Here is an 18,348-nt window from a genome sequence, read left to right as displayed (position 1 = left end):
TCTCCAAGATGTTACGGTTTTAATACAATGAGGTATAAACCGAGTAAAAATAACCCACCACTCATAATGTCCACATTCTTCAAATGTTCTAATGAAGAAGGATCTGTGGTCACCCAGGCAGCCCCTAAGCTGATCAAGCCTAATAACCGAAAGGGGATACCTTGGCGGTCTTTTTTAATGTATTTGCCAAGCTGGGTAATGGCTTCTGTTTGAGCTTTAGTTTGCTCCTGTTGTGAGGAGATTTGTTGCAGGGCAGAAAATACTAAATTAGGAATCTGCGGTAACTGTCCTGCCCACTCAGGCGCTTGTTTGGAAACTTCCTCCATGACGCGTTTTGGCCCCATTTGCTCCTTCATCCAGCGCTCTAGAAAAGGTTTGGCCGTTACCCAAAGGTCTAGGTCTGGGTAAAGTTGTCGGCCTAGGCCCTCAATGTTAAGAAGGGTTTTTTCCAGCAACACCAACTGAGGCTGTACTTCCATATTAAAGCGTCGCGCAGTTTGGAACAGACCTATGAGAACTTGCCCAAAAGATATGTCTTTTAAAGGCTTTGCGAACATAGGCTCACAAACACTGCGAATGGCCGACTCAAAAGCATGTACAGGGGTGCCTTTCGGGACCCAGCCACTTTCAACATGTAATTCAGCTACCAGACGATAATCACGCTTAAAGAAAGCAAGCAAATTACGCGCCAAATAGCTTTTATCTGCATCATCTAAGCTGCCCATGATGGCACAATCTATGGCGATGTATTTCGGTTTTTGCGGATTACTCACATCAACAAATATATTGCCAGGGTGCATGTCTGCATGGAAAAAGCTGTGCGAGAACACCTGAGTAAAGAAAATTTCAACACCACGTTCTGCCAGGCACTTCATGTCTGTGTTGGCTTGATTTAGTGCCTCGATATTCGCTACTGGGATACCAGAAATACGCTCCATCACCATGACGTTACGGTGGCAGTAGTCCCAATAAACTTGCGGTACGTAGAGTAAATCAGAGTCCGTAAAGTTGCGCTGTAACAGACCTGTATTAGCAGCTTCTTTCGCTAAGTCCAGTTCATCTAGAATGGTGTATTCATAGTCTGTTACCACTTCGATAGGGCGTAAACGTCGACCATCCTCACTGATTTTAGTCACTAAGTTTGCCAAGCTGTATAGCAAGCCAATATCTTGGCGAATAGTTTTTTCAATGTTGGGTCGAATAACCTTAACCACCACTTCTTCACCCGAGTGCAGGGTGGCTGTGTGTACCTGTGCAATGGAGGCAGAAGCTAGTGGAGTGCTGTCAAACTGTGCGAACAATTCACTGACTGGGGATTTAAGGTCTCTTTCTATGATGGCTTGAGCCACGTCCCCCGAAAAGGCTGGAACTTTGTCTTGTAGCTTAGCGAGCTCATCGGCAAGGTCGTCATCCAAAAGGTCACGTCGTGTGGAAAGGATTTGACCGAACTTAACGAAGATAGGGCCAAGAGACTCTAAAGCGAGACGTAAACGCTCTGCCTTGTTTTGGGCGGCTCTTTTACGGCCAATTAAGCACAAAAGACCGAGGGTGTATCTAAGGTGCCATGGCAAAAGATGCAGAGGGATAAAAGCGTCTAAGCGGTAGCGAATAATAGTGTAGACAATACGTATTAAGCGAAAAGCACTGGTGAACATAATTAGAATTTGAACCCTTTGTGCAGTGCTACAATACCGCCGGTGAGGTTTTGAAAACTGGTGCGTTCAAAGCCTACTTCATCCATCATGCTTTTTAGTGTTGCTTGGTCAGGGTGCATGCGGATTGACTCAGCCAAGTAGCGATAGCTTTCTGCATCGTTGGCAATCAGTTTGCCCATCATGGGTAACAAGCGGAAAGAATACTGATCATAAACAGTAGAGAGCATTTCGGATTCAGGTTTGGAGAATTCTAGTACCAATAATCGACCACCGGGTTTCAGTACTCGGTACATGGAAGCCAGTGCTTTGGATTTATCGGTGACATTACGCAAACCAAAAGCAATGGTGATGCAATCGAATGAGTCGTCAGGGAAGGGTAGTGCTTCGGCATTGGCTTGTACAAATTTAACATTTCCCACGACGCCTTTGTTAGCCAGTTTGTCTCGGCCAACCTTCAGCATTGAGTCGTTAATGTCGGCTAAGACAACTTGCCCAGTACTGCCTACTAAACGAGAGAATTGAAGGGTAAGGTCCCCTGTACCGCCAGCAATATCCAGTACTTGATTGCCTGCGCGTACACCTGATTGACTAATCGTATGGCGCTTCCAAAGACGATGAACCCCACCGGACATAAGATCGTTCATAATGTCGTATTTTGCGGCGACCGAGTGAAAAACTTGCGCAACAGCAGCTACTTTTTCATCAGTAGGAACTTCTTTAAAGCCGAAGTGGGTGGTTTTGTTCTGATCATCTTGCATAAACTAGGTCATCCTACGGGCGTTATATTCGCCGAATTCTTTATCAGAGATAGTTAACTTGGTTGTAAATAGGTGCTCTATTGTAACTGTGTCAGCTTGCCTCTGGTACTGCTTTATATCATCTATTTATCTGCGCTGACTCGATTTCGTCCAGAGTTTTTCGCTTGGTAGAGCTGTTTGTCGGCTCTGGCAAATAAGTTATTGGGTTCTTCATTCGGCTGAGCTTGAGCGACACCAATAGAAATAGAGACAGAAACGGGCTCGCCTTCCATATTGAAAGGCGTCTTTTCGACTTCTAAGCGCACTTGCTCAGCTCTTGCCATAGCTTGTTCTAAGCTGGTGTTCGGCAAGACAATGACGAACTCTTCACCTCCATAGCGGAACATTAGATCATCTTTAGCGAGAATGTTGCGTACTTGGCGTGGTACTAGGCGTAACACCTTGTCTCCAGCCAAATGTCCCCATGAATCATTGATCTTTTTAAAGTGGTCAATATCACACACGGCTAAGCAAAGTGGTTGACCTTGTTTGTCCATTAAATCAAACAGTGTGGTGATGGCTTCTTGATAGGCGGCCCGATTGGGTAAGTTGGTTAAAGAGTCCGTCATCGCTTGGGCTAAGCGTTGTTGTAACAAGTTTCTTAATGCGTCGGCATCTTTTTCCATATGATTAACTTTGTTTTTCAGTAAGGAAATCGATTGGTTCGCTTGTTTCTCTTGTTCTATCATTTCAGTGCGATATTGCGTCATGGTTTGGGTGATGGTTGTCATCCGCTCATCAATTAGCCCTTTAAGAACATCCAAGTCCGTGGCTTCTTGCACTTCTTTTTTCGTGCCTGCCATTTGAGTTTTCAGTTGTTGGTCAAAACTCTCACGACTACTAGACAGATTACGTTGCTTTTTATAGCTGGTAACAATGCTGTTATTGATGCTCGCGAGTTGTTTGTTTAGCTGAGTTAGGTAATCGGTCAGTCCAGTTTGTGAACCTGTAATAGCAAGACTGATTAGAGTGATCGCATCATCAAGCAATTGTGGAAGTTGATCAAAATCTTGGTTGCTGCTGAGGGCGCGTTTTAACTGGCTAATGTCATCGTCATAATGACTTGGTAAAGATAGGTTGCTGAGTAATGCGGTAAAACTATGGGCGATTTTTGAGCTAATTTCTTGGGGTGTCTTCTGTTCGGCAGGCTTTTCTGGTCGACGAAATAAGCGTTTAAAAGAGAAGCTAGACTCTTGCTGATCTACGTTGTTATCCAGGGTGCTTTGCGCCAATTCTAAATAAAGCTGAAATAATTCTGGCCATTTAGAAGGGGTATTCCAATGAGTTCGAATCGCACCTTCAAGTTGACGCTTACCTTTTTGAGGTACTGGGTTATCAAACTGCTCAAGCATATCAAGCAGGTCGTGCAAAGTGTCGCGGACTTGCTTGGCTCGATGAATCCGAGATTCGTCTATTTTAAGAATGAGAGGCTCGACACTCGTTAGAGCTTTTTGTATCTCTTTGGCGTCATCACCTGTGGTGATTTTCTGCCGAACTTGTCGAACAACGGAGTCCAGTTCAGGGTCATGTCCTTCGGCCAACATGCTGGTTCTCGACACGGCTTTACGCAGTGCTTCAACCAAGCTTCCATTTGGGGACTCCGCCATAGTGCCTCTCTTTAGTATTTTATTGGTTACGCTCTTTCTCAATCAAAAAGTCGACAACCTTGTAGATGTTATTATTACCATTTGCGGTTTGTGCTGTAACTAGGTATTTACCATTTACGACAAGACCTGGTACACCTCGAGCGCCATAGGCACGAATTTTAGCATCCGCTTGGCTTAAACGGCTGTTAACCGCGAAAGAGTTATAAAGCTTGTGGAATTCATCTTCGTTCACGCCATGAGCAACAAAGAACTCTGCTAGAGAGTCTTCAGAGTTTAAGCGTTTCTTTTCAACATGAATGGCATTAAATAAATCGGCACGAATGTCAGACTCAATACCTAATAGATCAGCAACGTAGAATGCTTTGGCGTGGTCTAACCAACCACGGCCAAAAACGGCAGGTAAGAAATTGAATTCAACATCACTCGGTGCATTTGCCGCCCAAGCGTGAGTGATAGGTTCTAAGCTGTAACAATGTGGGCAGCCATACCAAAAAATCTCTGTGACTTCGATTTTATCTGGGTTAGCGGTGCGCACTGGATTTTTGATTGTTGTGTAGCCATTGCCATCACTGTAGTCGGCCGCCATTGCAGCCAAAGGTAACAGTAAGGAAACAATGAAAGCAGAAAGCAATTTGCTCATGAAAGAACTCCTAGAGTCGAATAAAGAAAGTAATGAATGTTATCATGCATACTAATACATCAAATTACGATTCTTTCTATTAAATAAAGTTCAGCTATTTCAACAAGTTTACGAGAAACTTACAAGCCGTTAATTCTCTTACAGCAATACAGTAGCCGCTATTTACCTTATATCTTTAGGGGGGCATTTCATAATGACGATTTAGTAAGAGCGCTGTGTTCAGTATTTGTGCTCTTAATCGGGGTTTTGATGGCAAAAAATAGCAATTTCTGGCATCATACACAGTTATTAGAAAGACATTTTTGTTCACCCTTATCGACAGACGATTAATCCTATATATGACCCCTTTTGACTCAATATTCCAATCAGCCCACTTTATTAAGAGTGCCGAAAAACTGTCCCAATGCCCATTAGATCAGGGACTAGAAGTGGCATTTGCTGGTCGCTCGAATGCGGGTAAATCGACCGCGCTTAATACACTGACCAATCAAAAGAAGCTGGCGCGTACATCAAAAACGCCAGGTCGTACTCAGCTGATTAACTGCTTTGGCTTGAATGTGGACGATCGTCGCTTAATCGATTTGCCAGGTTATGGCTTCGCAAAAGTGCCGATTGAGATGAAAAAAGTCTGGCAAGCTCACATGCAAGACTATCTGATGAACCGTCGCTCTTTGGCTGGGGTCGTTTTAGTGATGGACATTCGCCATCCTTTAAAAGAGTTTGACGCCATGATGCTCGATTGGGCCTGTGCGAATCATATGAAAGTACATGTTCTATTGACCAAGTCAGATAAATTGAAACGTGGCCCAGCCCAAGCGTCCAAGTTCTCGGTTCAGAAAGCCCTTAAAGAATTAGGTGTCGACGGAACAGTACAAACTTTTTCTGCCTTAAATGGTGATGGTGTTGATGCTCTACGTATTAAATTAGCAGAATGGTTGGTGTTTGATAATCTGGATGAGATCCCTGTTTCCCCCAATGCTTAATCATTGTATTTAAAAGAAAAAAAGCCTCGAGAGAGGCTTTTTTTATGCAACAAAATTTGGTTTATTGCGGCTGGAGGTAGTCCGCTAGGAATTGATCAAACCCCATTGTGTCCGCCGCCTCAATTTGAGTTTGTTGCTCAAGGGAGTCCTTGGCTTGGCGGTCAAAGTTGGTCGTCAGTTCATTACTTAATGGGGCAGCTAACCATTGGTTCTGCTGTGCTTTCGCTAAATTTAGCATGGCACTTTGGAAACCTTGAGCTTGCTGGCAACGCTTAAGCATGAGAGCGGCAGGTAAAGTGTCTTCGTTTTCTAGCTTGGCGCGTTGTTGCTGAATCGACTGACGGTAGAGTTCATTGCCTGTTTGCTCGACTAAGAAATTAGCAACCACGGTTAAGTCATCTAAAACCTTGTTGGCTTTATCGTGCAATGCCACTGGGCCTTCACCAAAGTCAAACGTTCGGTTTAGGTCTCGACCGTATAGGGCAATTTCCTGCTGGGTCGTTCGTAGCTTTTGGCACTCTTTTGCGGTGAGAGGCGCATCGCTGCGTAACATGCAGTAAAGCAGGAAGACATCGATGAAATATAAAGTCTCCGGTGTCATACCAATAGGCGATTCAGGGTCAAGATCCATAATGCGTACTTCAATGTACTCTACCCCTCGAGCTTGCAAAGCCGCACTAGGGTGTTCTCCCGGTTGGGTCACGCGTTTTGGGCGAATGTCGCTGTAATACTCATTTTCGATTTGTAGCAAATTGTCGTTAAGTTGTCGGTATTCACCGTTCACTTTCACGCCAATCTTTTGGTAATCCGGATAAGGGGTGCGAAGCGCCTGCTTCACAGTTTGGATATAGGTATCCACTTCGTTATAACAAACGTACAGCCCTGCCTGAGCCTTGTTCTGATACCCCAGATCACTCATGCGTAAAGAAGTTGCTTGAGATCCAAGCCAGGTGTTTTCTTTTAAAGTGGTGAGACTACTAGGCTTTTCTTTAAGGAAGCTTTCATCAATGGCTGGAGAAGCACCAAACAATAGTGACAGCATCCAAGATTTACGACGGAAGTTACGAATCAGGGTAAAGTAATTTTCTGACTGAAACGCTTGTTTCTCTGCTGCGTTTTGTAGGTTTTGACCTTTATGGCTAGCTAAGAAAGACCAGAAGTTTTCATCAAAAGAAAAGTTGTAATGCATGCCTGCAATGCACTGCATGATGCGACCGTAGCGATTGGATAGACCTTCACGATAAACGCGCTTGAGTTTGCCAGTATTGGATTCGCCATAGTAAGCAATAGGTACATCGTCATTGTCCGACAAGAAGCAAGGCATACTGGCAGGCCATAAACATTCGTCTTGTTTAGCAAGCTCGTGGTTGACCACATTATGAATATTCTCTAACTCCGTGATTACCCCTTCCACATTAGGGTGTACACCAGTAATGAACTCCATTAAGGATTCAGAGTAGTCTGTGGTGATGGAGCTATGAGTCAGGGCTGAGCCTAAACGTTTAGGGTGCGGCAAATGAGAAATTCGACCGTCGTTACGACGCACTCGTAAGGCTTCTCGTTCTACACCGCGGTGAAAAGTCAGTGCCGATGAGGTATTTTCTTGCTGGCAATGAAGCGCCAGAGCGCGTAAAGCATCGGTTAAAGTGGTCAAGAAGAATTCCTTCTGAGAAAAGTAGGCCAAGGTTCAAAGTTTCAAGATTGTACTAGTCTAAGCTTGGCAACGGCAAGTAACACTTGCCTGGTACACATTAGTTGCAGAATTATAAAACCGAGCAATCAAGAAATTGTAGGTGTGGTTTTGGCCGGAAGGCGGAAATCATGCTATCAAACAGCGTAACATCATTGTCTAGGCTCTTAATTCAGGCACCCTTCCCCTTAAAGAGGGAGGGTGCCTATGAGAGAGGAAATAATGCTGCCTAGAGCCTTAAAGGCGCATTTCTATACCGGCATCGGCCATGCGTTGCTTGGCCTCTTGGACACTGTATTCACCGAAATGGAAAATACTGGCGGCCAACACAGCATCTGCTTTGCCATGGGTGACGCCATCAACAAGGTGGTCAAGGTTGCCCACGCCGCCAGAAGCGATGACAGGTACATGTACGGCTTCACTGATGGCACGGGTCACGCCCAAATCAAAGCCATTTTTAGTGCCGTCGCGGTCCATACTAGTAAGGAGAATCTCGCCCGCGCCGTAGTCGACCATTTTTTTCGCCCATTCGACGGCGTCAAGGCCAGTTGGCTTGCGACCACCGTGAGTGAAGATTTCCCATTTATCGGTTTCGCCTTCAGCGCTCACTTTTTTCGCATCAATGGCCACTACGATACATTGAGAACCGAAGCGTTGTGCCGCTTCGCGGACAAATTCAGGGTTAAACACAGCGGCAGTGTTAATACCTACTTTATCAGCACCTGCATTGAGCATACGTCGGATATCGTCACAGGTACGAATACCACCGCCAACGGTCAGTGGAATGAACACCTGACTGGCAATGGCTTCCACCATGTGTACTGTGGTGGCACGATCATCAGAACTGGCCGTGATGTCCAAGAAAGTAATTTCATCCGCACCTTGTTCGTCATAACGTTTGGCGACTTCTACTGGGTCACCCGCATCGCGGATGTCGACAAATTGCACGCCTTTGACTACGCGACCATTGTCCACATCTAGGCAAGGAATAATTCGTTTAGCTAAGCCCATGACTGGCTCCTAAGTTGTTCGGGGAGTAATTGGCGTTTAGGGTTTGCCATCCCAATGGATGAAGTTTTTATACAGCTGTAGGCCGTCTTTATGGCTTTTTTCTGGGTGAAATTGCACGGCAAACACGTTGTTGCGTGCTAAGGCCACACAAAATTCCAAACCGTAGTCACAGGTGCCAGCCACTTCTGTTTGCTCATCTGGTATCACGTAAAAGCTGTGTACGAAGTAGAAGCGTGCTTGGTCTGGAATACCTTGCCACAGAGGGTGCTGAATCGTTTGTTTGACCTGATTCCAACCCATGTGAGGGACTTTTAACTTGCTGCCATCATGATCCGTGTGGTTTTCGCCAAAAAATAAGGCATTACCTTGGAAGTGATTAAGGCAGTCAACGCCGCCGTTCTCTTCACTGTGTGACATAAGAGACTGAATGCCGACACAGATCGCAAGGAAAGGTTTTTCCGCCATAGCTTTGCGGATGCTCGGCACTAACCCAGTGTTATGCATTTCACCGATGCAATCTCGAATGGCGCCAACACCGGGTAATAATACTCGGTCGGCGGCATCAATCACGGCTGGGTCGCTAGTGACGACCACTTGAGTGTTTTCGTCTGCAACGTGCTCTAGCGCTTTCGCGACAGAGTGAAGGTTGCCCATGCCATAATCAATCACGGCAACCGTGGATTTGTTTACTTCGCTCATACTGTTTTCCACACCTATTGCAATGTCACGGATACTAAATTACAAGCAGCCTTTAGTAGAAGGCATTTGTCCCGCCATACGCTCATCGACCTCTAGTGCCATGCGCAAGGCACGACCGAAGGCTTTAAAGATGGTTTCGGCTTGGTGATGAGTGTTTTTACCGCGCAAGTTATCCAAATGCAGCGTAACTTTGGCGTGGTTGATGAAACCGTGGAAAAACTCGGAGAATAGATCAACGTCGAAACCGCCGACTGAACCGCGAGTAAAAGGTACATGCATTTCTAAGCCTGGACGGCCTGAAAAATCGATGACTACGCGAGATAGCGCCTCGTCGAGCGGTACGTAAGCATGGCCGTAGCGTTTAATGCCTTTTTTATCACCAACGGCTTTGTCGAAGGCTTGTCCTAATGTGATGCCAAGATCTTCAACCGTATGGTGAGCGTCAATGTGCAAATCGCCAACAGCGTGTATGTCTAAATCAATCAAACCGTGGCGTGCCACTTGATCAAGCATGTGGTCAAGGAAGGGAACACCTGTGACACAGTTAAATTTACCGGTACCGTCTAGGTTTATCGACACCTTGATCTGAGTTTCAAGCGTATTGCGCTCGACACTGGCAATGCGATCGGACATTGATTGCTTTCTCCACGTTGGTAGTGGCCTTGTCCCTTTCATGACAAGAGCCGCTAGATATGACATTAAAGCGCTATTATAGAACGTGGGCGGTTTAGCATCTACGCTTTGTGCATTTGTTTTTAATGATGCTTAGCTATTACGTCGATAAAGGCTGGCTACGAATGGTATGATGATGAACAATTATGTTGAATTGTCCTGCTTATTGATAGCGAGGCTCGGGCAGGCGGAGAATTTCAGGAGCATTACATGCTGTGGATAAAGCGATTGTTGTGGTTGGTGGCAGGTTTTTTAGCCGTTGTCTTATTGCTAGTGGCGTACATTATGCTGTTTGTGAACCCAAACAGCTTTAAAGATGAATTACAAAATGTGGCTTTAGATAAGGCCAATATTGCCTTGCGTTTAGATGGCGACATAGGTTGGTCGTTTTATCCTTGGTTAGGGCTAGAGCTGGAAAACGTTGGGGTGGCGTTTGTTGGCGAAACTGAGGTTATGCAGTTTGATCGAGCGGAATTTGGCTTGGCGGTTATGCCTTTGCTGAAGCAAAGCATTCAAGTAGATAAAGTTCGTTTGGTAAATCTACAAGCGAACTTAGTCGTGGATGCTCAAGGTAAAGCCAATTGGCAATATCAAGGACCTGCCGAGAGTCAAGTGACGCCCCCACCAACCCAGCCAGCTGTGGCTTCTGTCGATGGCTCAAGTAAAGCCCCCGCAGCGTCTAGTTCAGATAACGATGCAGCTTTTACGTTGCCTGAAATTCACTTGGAGTCTCTGCAGATAGAGAATGCGAAGCTGAGCTATCGCGATGAAGTGAGCCAGCAAATGGTTACGGCAACTACGAATGTGGAACTATCGAATGTACAGTGGGACAAAGCGTGGCCTATGGTCATGGATATGGCTTTTAAACAGAGTGACCTGCAAGGGCAGAATGCTTTAGAGGGTACTGTGGATTTAAATGCCAATTTAACGCTCTTTCCAAGTCGTGAAGCCTTGTCATTAGATTCTGTGGTGTTGTCGACAGAGGTTAAGTCAGAGGCCTTGCCGGTGAGCCCTTTAGCAGCCAAGTTGAATGTTTTAAATATCGCGGCCGATTTACCTCAAGAGAATCTACTTATTGAGGGATTGGCGATCAGTGCGCTGGATTTAAATCTTGATGTCAATGTGGAGGCTTACCAAGTATTAAGTGAGCCAGAGTTCACGGCAGTTATGTCTTTAGGGGCATTTAATGCACGAGAACTCTTACAAAAACTTAATATAGAACTGCCTGAAACAGCTGACCCAGAGACGTTAAAGAATATCTCTTTAGATATGAGTCTAGAGGGGGACAGTCGAACCATCACAGCACAGCCCCTTTCTATCGTATTAGATGATACGACGATGGAAGCTAACGCCGTCATTGGTTTGTCACCTCTTAATTGGGATATACGTTTAGCGGGTGCAGGGTTAGATTTAGACCGTTATTTACCTGAGCCTGTAGAGGAAGAAGCTAATGAAGACACTGCGGTGAGTACCTCTAGTCAAGCAAGTGGCGCCACAACCGCAAGTAATAAAGAAGCAGGCATAGCAGAAGAATTGATCCCAATGGAACTAGTACGTTCCTTAAATGGGCATATTGGTGTCTTGTTCAAGGATATTAAGATTAAGAACCTGCAAATCGATGAACTAGAGCTGGACTCCACCCAAAAGAAAGGATTGGTCACTGTCGCTCCACTCAATGCTACCTTATACGATGGCTCTGTTTCTGCAGAGGTGACGCTAGACGCTCGAGGGAATGTCCCCAAAATAGACATTTTGCCAGCAGTGAAAGGAATACAAATCCAGCCTTTGTTAATAGACTTCATGGAGATGGACAAAGTATCTGGGGCTACGTACTTAACGGGGGATTTGCATACCCAAGGGAATCAAGTCGATACCCTAATGAACGCACTTAATGGCGATTTATTGGTCGACATTCGTGACGGGGCGTTGGTGGGGATGAATCTGACTAAGAGTGTCTGTGAAGGGATCGCTAAGGTGCGTAATAAGACGCTTAACAGTGATGCCTTTGGCGAGAATACACCGTTTGAAACCATGACTTTCCCTGCGCATATTGTGAATGGCGTTGTTTCTACTCCCGGCTTAAAAATTCAGTCAGTGGGTCTGTCTGTGACAGGTAATGGTGAGATTTCATTACCTAATGCCTCATTGGATTATCAAACAAATGTGGGTGTGTCTGGCAGTCAATTAGATGACGCCTGTGTGGTGAATGAAAAAGTACAACAATTGACGTTCCCACTGATATGTCGAGGCAATTTTAGTGATGATCCTGCAAGCTTGTGTGGCCCTGACTTGGTGGGCTTTGGCAAGTTGTTCACGGATTTGGCTAAGGAAGAAATTAAAGCTGAATTGGCTGAAAAGGCCGAAGCGGAAAAAGCGCGTTTAAAAGCCAAGTTAGAAGCCGAACAGGATGCACTAAAAGATAAACTGAAAAACAAACTTAAGAGCTTATTTTAATACTTCATGAATAATGCGACATACATTGCACCGGTTGAGCAATTTGCTCACCGAGTGCTGGCATGGTTTGACGAGCACGGCCGTAAAAACCTCCCTTGGCAACAGAATAAAACCCCTTATCGCGTTTGGATCTCTGAGATCATGTTGCAGCAGACTCAAGTCGCAACAGTGATTCCTTATTACCATAAGTTTATGAATTCTTTTCCTTCTGTGGAAGCGTTAGCGGCAGCGCCCCAAGATGATGTTTTGGCTCACTGGAGTGGTTTAGGCTATTACGCTCGAGCGAGGAATATGCATAAAGCCGCGCAGAAACTGGTTGCGGAATATGACGGAGAATTTCCACAAACCCTCGAAGGAATCTGTGAATTACCGGGTATTGGACGTTCGACTGGGGCGGCGATTCTGTCCATCTCACGTGGAGCGCAAACGGCCATTCTAGATGGCAATGTGAAGCGAGTGTTAGCGCGATTTCATGCCGTGCCTGTGTGGCCTGGCGAGCGTAAAACAGAGGCGGCCATGTGGGATTTAGCGGAAGCTTATATGCCCGCAAATCGATGCGGAGATTATACCCAAGCCATGATGGACCTTGGGGCTACCCTGTGTACTCGTTCCAAACCTCAATGCTTGTTGTGCCCTTTGCAAGATGATTGCTTAGCAAGAACCAGCCCAGACCCAACAGCTTTCCCCATCCGCAAGCCAAAAAAGGCCGCCAAGCCAGAAAAATCCATTCAGCTGCTGGTGGTTTGTAATCAAGAGCAGCAACTTCTGTTAGAAAAGCGTCCGCAAACGGGAATTTGGGGGGGCTTATGGAGCCTTCCTGAGCTTGTTGCAGAAGAGTCCATCGTGATGCATGCTGAACAGAGGTTTTTAACGCAAGTGGAAGGTGTGACGGCTTTAAGCTCCTTTCGGCACACATTCAGCCATTACCATTTAGATATTAGCCCTAGTCGAGTCGACATCGGCAAGGTTACGGGCGTGATGGAAAGCAATAAGTATCAATGGTTTAGCCTTAAAGATGCATTAGAAATGGGGATACCCGCACCAGTACGTAGTATATTGTTGGAAGTGGCATCGACACGGTAAGTACCACTTAACTACATATATAACTACCGACCCTCATCTGTCCCCCTTATAGGGGGAAAGGTGCCTCAATTAAACTTCCTAGGCAATGATGTCACCCTGTTTGGCAATATGATTTCGCCCCAAATGTAGGTCCCCCTTTAGGGGGAAAGGTGCCTTAATTAAGCCCCTAGGCAATGATGCCACCCTGTTTTCCAGCATCATTTTCGCCTGCTTTTGTAGATACCGCTTTAGTGGGGCGCGGAAAAACCCTTGAAGATAAAGTTCTTTCGTTCCGAGCCTTGGCACAGCGCAGGTTGTGGTCTTCCATTTACTTGCGCCTGTCTCGTACCTCGACGCGTCAGCGTAAATGCAACCCTACAACCTTCCCTAATTCCAAACAACACACCTAATAAATCCTGCTGACATATCGTGGGTCGCGCTTCAGCGCGACGCGGAAAACATGTAACTAATTGAGGTTAGCGCATTTTATGCCGCTGACCAATTGTAGGTACGCATTTATGCAGAAATGGTTCCGTAGGAACCACGGTTACCGATCATTTTTCAGTTAATATTTGAATTAGATGGTTGCGTTTGGTTGCCATCAATTCCGCCTGCGGCTAAAGCCGCACCTACGAGAGATGGGGAAATATCTTGCATCATTCCCGCTTCCCGTTCATTTGGGACCCATAAAAGAAAGAGTCCGCCTTGTTTTTTTGTGATGGTGGCACCATTATGAAATTAACCTTTTATTTTATGAGTTATTGTTATGGCGAATACCGTGTTGTGTAAGAAGTTCAATAAAGAGTTGGAAGCGCTAGATCGAGCGCCATTGCCCGGTGCGAAAGGGCAGGAAGTGCTGCAAACGGTTTCTAAACAAGCTTGGCAAGAGTGGCAGCTTTTACAAACCATGATGATTAACGAGAAGCAATTGAATCTTATGCTGCCAGAATCGCGCAAGTACGTGATGGAGCAAATGGATAAGTTCTTTAATAACGAGCCGACGGATAAGCTAAGTGGTTACGTTGATCCGAATGATATTGTTGAGCTGTAAATCTATTTAGCCATGGTTGCCAGCTTTATAAACTAAGGAACTGGCAACCAAAGCATGGCCATCTAGTCTCTTACTGGGTGACAAAACTTGCGAATAACACATCAATCACAGGCTCTTGACCTGTTTCTTCTTTTAATACCTCATTGATTGCCACTGCAGCGTCTTTTCTGGTTTGTTCACGAGCGATCGCTCCTGACACTTGATCTGGTGTGCGAGTACTCAAAAACATGACGAGAGTATCTCTAACTAATGGCATGTTTAGGATAATCAAACCTTCATGGTTGCTATCAGTTCTCAGGTTGATCTTCGTTTTGATGTATTTTAAACGTGCACCCGGTTCGCCATAATTCACAATAAAATCTGGTAATAATTCAACGTAGACAGGTGTTGGGGCTGGGTCATCTTCCGCTTTAATGTTGGTACTTAGTAACGATGCTACTACTACAAAAAGCGTCAATAAAAGATATTTGTTGTATGAGGTAAAGCCTAAGGACATGGTTAAGTCTCGTATTCATTATGTTAGCTCGTATACTAACCGCCCTTTAAGGCTTATGTCAGCAGTATTTTGTGGTTGAGGAACTTCTTCTAGTAGAGAATGTCTGTAATAATCCCTTTCATCTATCGCTTTTCTTGTTAAGGATACCTAATGTTCGAATTTGTTACGGCGCGTCGCTTTCATGGACTGGTTGCTTTTGCAGCGTTTGCTTTGTTGGCTGTGGCCTTTTATATGGAATATCAAATGGGCTTAGAGCCTTGTCCACTCTGTATGATGCAGCGAATTGCCTTTTTTGCGGTGGGTGTGATGTCGTTAGGGTCTGCGTTAACTCAAAATCAAAAAGTTCGCCGTTTTGCGGCATGGGCTGTCGTGTTATTTTCCAGCTTAGGGGCGGCCTTGGCGATACGTCATTTGTATTTACAGAGCTTGCCCGCAGATGAATTACCCGCTTGTCTTCCAGGCTTGAGCTATATGTTTGAAGTCTTCCCTTGGCAAGAAATCATGGAGTCCATGATTATGGGGACAGGGGAATGTGGTGATGTTGTGTGGACTTTCTTAGGCTTGAGTATTCCAGCATGGACTCTCGTCGCGTTTGCAGGAATGGCTATTGTAAATATATGGATTGCTATTCAGTCGTCTCGCACAAAGGTGTGATTACTTAAGGTTACTTATTGCTACTTATTGTTGTCTTGCAGGGATAAATAGATCGGAATATGCTTGAAGACATGGACCAAGTGATGAAGGTTTTCTTTGGCTTGGTCATGACCTCACATTTTCTGGTGGAGATTCGATATGTTAGAAGGTTGCAAGACAGCGCAAGAACGATGGGGTGGTGTGCACGATATCATTGATCGCTTATTGGCAGAGCGTCGTGCCTTGGTCGAAGCATGTCAGCCACTGAAAAATAAAAAACAGGTAACACCCAAAGATACACCCGCTATTCAGTCTATGTGTGAGTTGCTGATGGATTATGTGTCGGCAGGGCATTTCACTCTGTATGAACAATTGGCGTTAGAGGCACAAGACTTCGGCGATGACAGTGCCTTACAAATGCTTAAAAGTCTGTTGCCCGAAATCGAAAGCAGCACTCAGTTGGCGATAGAGTTCAATGACAAATTTGATAATACTGACCATTGCGACCAGCAGCTCGCCGACTTTCCGATTTCCATTCAAGCTTTAAGTCTAGTAATGGCCGAACGGTTTCAATTTGAAGATAAGTTGATCAAGGAATTGCATGAAGCGCACAGTGAAAACGCTCACTAACTTTCTAACTAAAATGTCGCTGGTTACCTTGAGCGCCACGGTACTCTGGTCTTGCTCGGCGGAAGCACCTAGTAGAACTGCAGAGTATGCGGTGCAAGGCTTATACTCAGCGGTATTGAGTGATGATGGCCGCAGTGCTGTGGTAGGCTCGATTCAGCATGGTGGCAGTTATTGGGACAATTCAAGAGGAGAGCGGCTTTATAACTGGAACCATCAGCAAGGAGAGTACACACCGCTGATTAGTGTGGATATCGACCCTAGCGGCAGCTTTGCTTTAACGGGTGGCGCACGAACCTTGGTGTTATGGAATACAACCAATGGTCAATCAGCAGGCTTTTGGAATACTCCAGGTGATGTTCGTTCCCTTAAACTCACTCAGAATGGTGATCTAGCTTTGGTGGGCTTGGATGATCAGACTGCACGTTTCTTTGATGTGAAAAATGGCGGAATCAAACAAACATTGAGAACGGGCGCAGTAGTTCGAGCAGTCGATGTGTCGCCTGACAGTAAGCTAGGGCTAACCGGCGATGATAACTACAAGGTTATCTTATGGGATATGCAAACCGGTGAGAAAAAACACGAGTGGACGTTGAGTAACCGTATTGCCAGTGTCGCTTTGTCTGCCGATGGGCAATATGCCTTTGGTGCCGCTCAGTTAGGCAATGCAAAAATTTGGTCTACAGTGACCGGGCGAGAAGTGTTAGAAGTTGATACTGGAGCGCTAGAGTCTCGTAATGTCACCATTAGTCAGGCGGTATTTTCTCAAGATCGTCGCAGCTTGCTAATGGGCACGGTTAATCGACGTGTCAGTTTGTTGAGTATTAGCACAGGAGAGGTCGAAAAAACTTGGGATTTACATCTTAAAGATACTACACGACCAACTGGCGCAAGAGTTCTTGCCCTTGCGTTTGGCGCAGGCGGTAAATATTTTGCCATTGGCAGTAATGGTTACCTGAACGAGCTGCAATAAGTCTTCATGAATAAAAATTCCGTTTCACGTTTATCTGTTTGGGGCGCGCTATTCGCCCTTCAAGCAGGGCTGTCTGTGGCGATGGGCGCTTTTGGTGCCCATGGTTTAGCCCACAAGGTGAGTTCTCAAGCATTAGGTTGGTGGCAAACGAGCAGTGACTATCTTATGTATCACAGCTTGGCAGGCTTACTCGTCATCGCTCTAATTTCTCAAATACATCATTCCATCGCGATATTGCGCTGTTTTTTCCTAGGTAATTTCCTTTTCGCTGGAAGCCTCTATGTTATGACACTTACAGACCTCACATGGCTTGGCATGATTACCCCGTTAGGTGGTTTAGCCTATTTAATCGGCTGGGGGGTGTTTGTGTGGTGTTTTATTCGCAGTCGCAGCAACTAAATATAGCCGTTCGGAATACTTCTACTTGCGCTTTGAGCAGGACAAAAACTTTTATTTCGGTTAGCATTAGCGTCATTCAAATGATAGGGCTCGACGTTAAACGCCAACCTTCATTCTGACCAATATTTTATTCTACGAAAGTGTGAACACTACAAAACCATGCAAGATCAAAATACAGAAAATAAAGAACCGGTAAAAAAACGTACCATACGCAGTTTTGTTGTACGCGGTGGTCGTATGACCGAAGGACAGCAAAAAACTTATGATGCAAACTGGGCCGTATATGGTCTTGAGTTAGCCGCCGGGCGCATCGATTACACAGAAGTCTTTGGCCGTGAGTCAGACATTGTGCTTGAAGTCGGTTTTGGCATGGGAGCGTCTTTAGTCGAAATGGCGCGCTTAGCGCCAGAAAAAGACTTTATCGGTATTGAAGTTCACCCGCCAGGTGTGGCAAAACTTATGATGCTGGCACAAGAACAAGGGGTGACGAACCTTCGTGTTTACTGTGATGACGCCATTGAAGTCATGGACAAATGTCTGCCACAAAAAGCAGCTTCTGCTTTTCAATTATTTTTTCCAGATCCTTGGCATAAAAAGAAACACAATAAGCGCCGTATTGTTCAGCCATTATTTGCGCAACAAGTGGCCAGTGTTTTAAAGGCTGGTGGCTATTTTCATATGGCAACTGACTGGGAGCCCTATGCAGAGCACATGCTTGAAGTCATGGAAGAGCAGAATGAATATGTCAATGCGGCAGGTTTAGGTCAATATCACCCGCGTCCGGAATGGCGACCATTAACAAAATTCGAACAGCGTGGCGAAAAACTCGGACATGGCGTTTGGGATTTAATATACTCTGTAAAGTAATTCTTTGAATAGCGTATGTTTTTATCCGATTA

General features: G+C 45.4%; 18 protein-coding genes. 9 read left to right on the top strand and 9 right to left on the bottom strand.

Annotated elements, in window-relative coordinates; genetic code table 11:
• Nucleotides 1-11 precede the first annotated feature (11 nt).
• From ubiB to ABJF92_RS13990, 4 genes are all read right to left on the bottom strand, one after another.
• Nucleotides 12-1,655 (bottom strand): ubiquinone biosynthesis regulatory protein kinase UbiB, encoded by a 1,644-nt coding sequence (ubiB, locus tag ABJF92_RS14005; protein WP_446816406.1) that lies wholly within the window; start codon nt 1,653-1,655, stop codon nt 12-14.
• 2 nt (nt 1,656-1,657) lie between these two features.
• On the bottom strand, nt 1,658-2,413 hold the full coding sequence (gene ubiE / locus ABJF92_RS14000) for a bifunctional demethylmenaquinone methyltransferase/2-methoxy-6-polyprenyl-1,4-benzoquinol methylase UbiE (RefSeq protein ID WP_446816405.1): 756 nt from the start codon (nt 2,411-2,413) through the stop codon (nt 1,658-1,660).
• Nucleotides 2,414-2,535: 122 nt separating this feature from the next.
• Nucleotides 2,536-4,059: a GGDEF domain-containing protein gene (locus ABJF92_RS13995; RefSeq protein ID WP_446816404.1), complete on the bottom strand. Its 1,524-nt coding sequence runs from the start codon at nt 4,057-4,059 to the stop codon at nt 2,536-2,538.
• Between the two features lie 19 nt (nt 4,060-4,078).
• The gene (locus ABJF92_RS13990; protein ID WP_446816403.1) at nt 4,079-4,699 is read right to left on the bottom strand and encodes a thiol:disulfide interchange protein DsbA/DsbL; all 621 of its coding nucleotides are present in this window, start codon (nt 4,697-4,699) and stop codon (nt 4,079-4,081) included.
• A gap of 338 nt (nt 4,700-5,037) precedes the next feature.
• Here ABJF92_RS13990 and yihA point away from each other — a divergent pair, with 338 nt between their 5' ends.
• Nucleotides 5,038-5,682 (top strand): ribosome biogenesis GTP-binding protein YihA/YsxC, encoded by a 645-nt coding sequence (yihA, locus tag ABJF92_RS13985; RefSeq protein WP_446816402.1) that lies wholly within the window; start codon nt 5,038-5,040, stop codon nt 5,680-5,682.
• A 61-nt stretch (nt 5,683-5,743) separates the two neighbouring features.
• Here yihA and gshA read toward each other — a convergent pair whose 3' ends face one another.
• The 4 genes from gshA to hisB form a co-directional block, all read right to left on the bottom strand.
• Nucleotides 5,744-7,336: a glutamate--cysteine ligase gene (gene gshA, locus ABJF92_RS13980; protein WP_446816401.1), complete on the bottom strand. Its 1,593-nt coding sequence runs from the start codon at nt 7,334-7,336 to the stop codon at nt 5,744-5,746.
• Between the two features lie 273 nt (nt 7,337-7,609).
• Entirely contained in the window at nt 7,610-8,383 is a 774-nt protein-coding gene (gene hisF / locus ABJF92_RS13975; protein WP_446816400.1) for an imidazole glycerol phosphate synthase subunit HisF, read from the bottom strand.
• A 36-nt stretch (nt 8,384-8,419) separates the two neighbouring features.
• On the bottom strand, nt 8,420-9,082 hold the full coding sequence (gene hisH, locus ABJF92_RS13970) for an imidazole glycerol phosphate synthase subunit HisH (protein ID WP_446816399.1): 663 nt from the start codon (nt 9,080-9,082) through the stop codon (nt 8,420-8,422).
• A gap of 39 nt (nt 9,083-9,121) precedes the next feature.
• Nucleotides 9,122-9,715, bottom strand: coding sequence for an imidazoleglycerol-phosphate dehydratase HisB (hisB, locus tag ABJF92_RS13965; protein WP_445975575.1), 594 nt, complete (start codon nt 9,713-9,715; stop codon nt 9,122-9,124).
• Between the two features lie 249 nt (nt 9,716-9,964).
• Here hisB and ABJF92_RS13960 point away from each other — a divergent pair, with 249 nt between their 5' ends.
• From ABJF92_RS13960 to ABJF92_RS13950, 3 genes are all read left to right on the top strand, one after another.
• Entirely contained in the window at nt 9,965-12,208 is a 2,244-nt protein-coding gene (locus ABJF92_RS13960; protein ID WP_446816398.1) for an AsmA family protein, read from the top strand.
• Between the two features lie 6 nt (nt 12,209-12,214).
• Entirely contained in the window at nt 12,215-13,291 is a 1,077-nt protein-coding gene (mutY, locus tag ABJF92_RS13955) for an A/G-specific adenine glycosylase (protein WP_446816397.1), read from the top strand.
• Between the two features lie 745 nt (nt 13,292-14,036).
• Nucleotides 14,037-14,321: an oxidative damage protection protein gene (locus ABJF92_RS13950; protein WP_446816396.1), complete on the top strand. Its 285-nt coding sequence runs from the start codon at nt 14,037-14,039 to the stop codon at nt 14,319-14,321.
• Nucleotides 14,322-14,391: 70 nt separating this feature from the next.
• On the opposite strand, the gene ABJF92_RS13945 is transcribed toward ABJF92_RS13950, so the two are convergent.
• Complete coding sequence (locus ABJF92_RS13945) at nt 14,392-14,817, bottom strand: flagellar basal body-associated FliL family protein (RefSeq protein ID WP_446816395.1); 426 nt, start codon at nt 14,815-14,817, stop codon at nt 14,392-14,394.
• Between the two features lie 150 nt (nt 14,818-14,967).
• Here ABJF92_RS13945 and ABJF92_RS13940 point away from each other — a divergent pair, with 150 nt between their 5' ends.
• From ABJF92_RS13940 to trmB, 5 genes are all read left to right on the top strand, one after another.
• Complete coding sequence (locus ABJF92_RS13940; RefSeq protein WP_446816394.1) at nt 14,968-15,471, top strand: disulfide bond formation protein B; 504 nt, start codon at nt 14,968-14,970, stop codon at nt 15,469-15,471.
• A 138-nt stretch (nt 15,472-15,609) separates the two neighbouring features.
• Entirely contained in the window at nt 15,610-16,080 is a 471-nt protein-coding gene (rsd, locus tag ABJF92_RS13935; RefSeq protein ID WP_446816393.1) for a sigma D regulator, read from the top strand.
• Nucleotides 16,052-17,050 (top strand): WD40 repeat domain-containing protein, encoded by a 999-nt coding sequence (locus ABJF92_RS13930; protein ID WP_446816392.1) that lies wholly within the window; start codon nt 16,052-16,054, stop codon nt 17,048-17,050. The genes rsd and ABJF92_RS13930 overlap by 29 nt, the downstream gene beginning before the upstream one ends.
• 6 nt (nt 17,051-17,056) lie before the next feature.
• The gene (locus tag ABJF92_RS13925) at nt 17,057-17,449 is read left to right on the top strand and encodes a DUF423 domain-containing protein (RefSeq protein ID WP_446816391.1); all 393 of its coding nucleotides are present in this window, start codon (nt 17,057-17,059) and stop codon (nt 17,447-17,449) included.
• Nucleotides 17,450-17,608: 159 nt separating this feature from the next.
• Complete coding sequence (trmB, locus tag ABJF92_RS13920) at nt 17,609-18,316, top strand: tRNA (guanosine(46)-N7)-methyltransferase TrmB (protein ID WP_446816390.1); 708 nt, start codon at nt 17,609-17,611, stop codon at nt 18,314-18,316.
• Nucleotides 18,317-18,348 lie beyond the last annotated feature (32 nt).

It is taken from the genome of Marinomonas sp. (genome assembly GCF_039940335.1).
Classification (GTDB): Bacteria; Pseudomonadota; Gammaproteobacteria; order Pseudomonadales; family Marinomonadaceae; genus Marinomonas.
The sequence above is the reverse complement of the archived record's forward strand: the minus strand, read 5'-3'. Positions and strand labels throughout refer to the sequence as shown.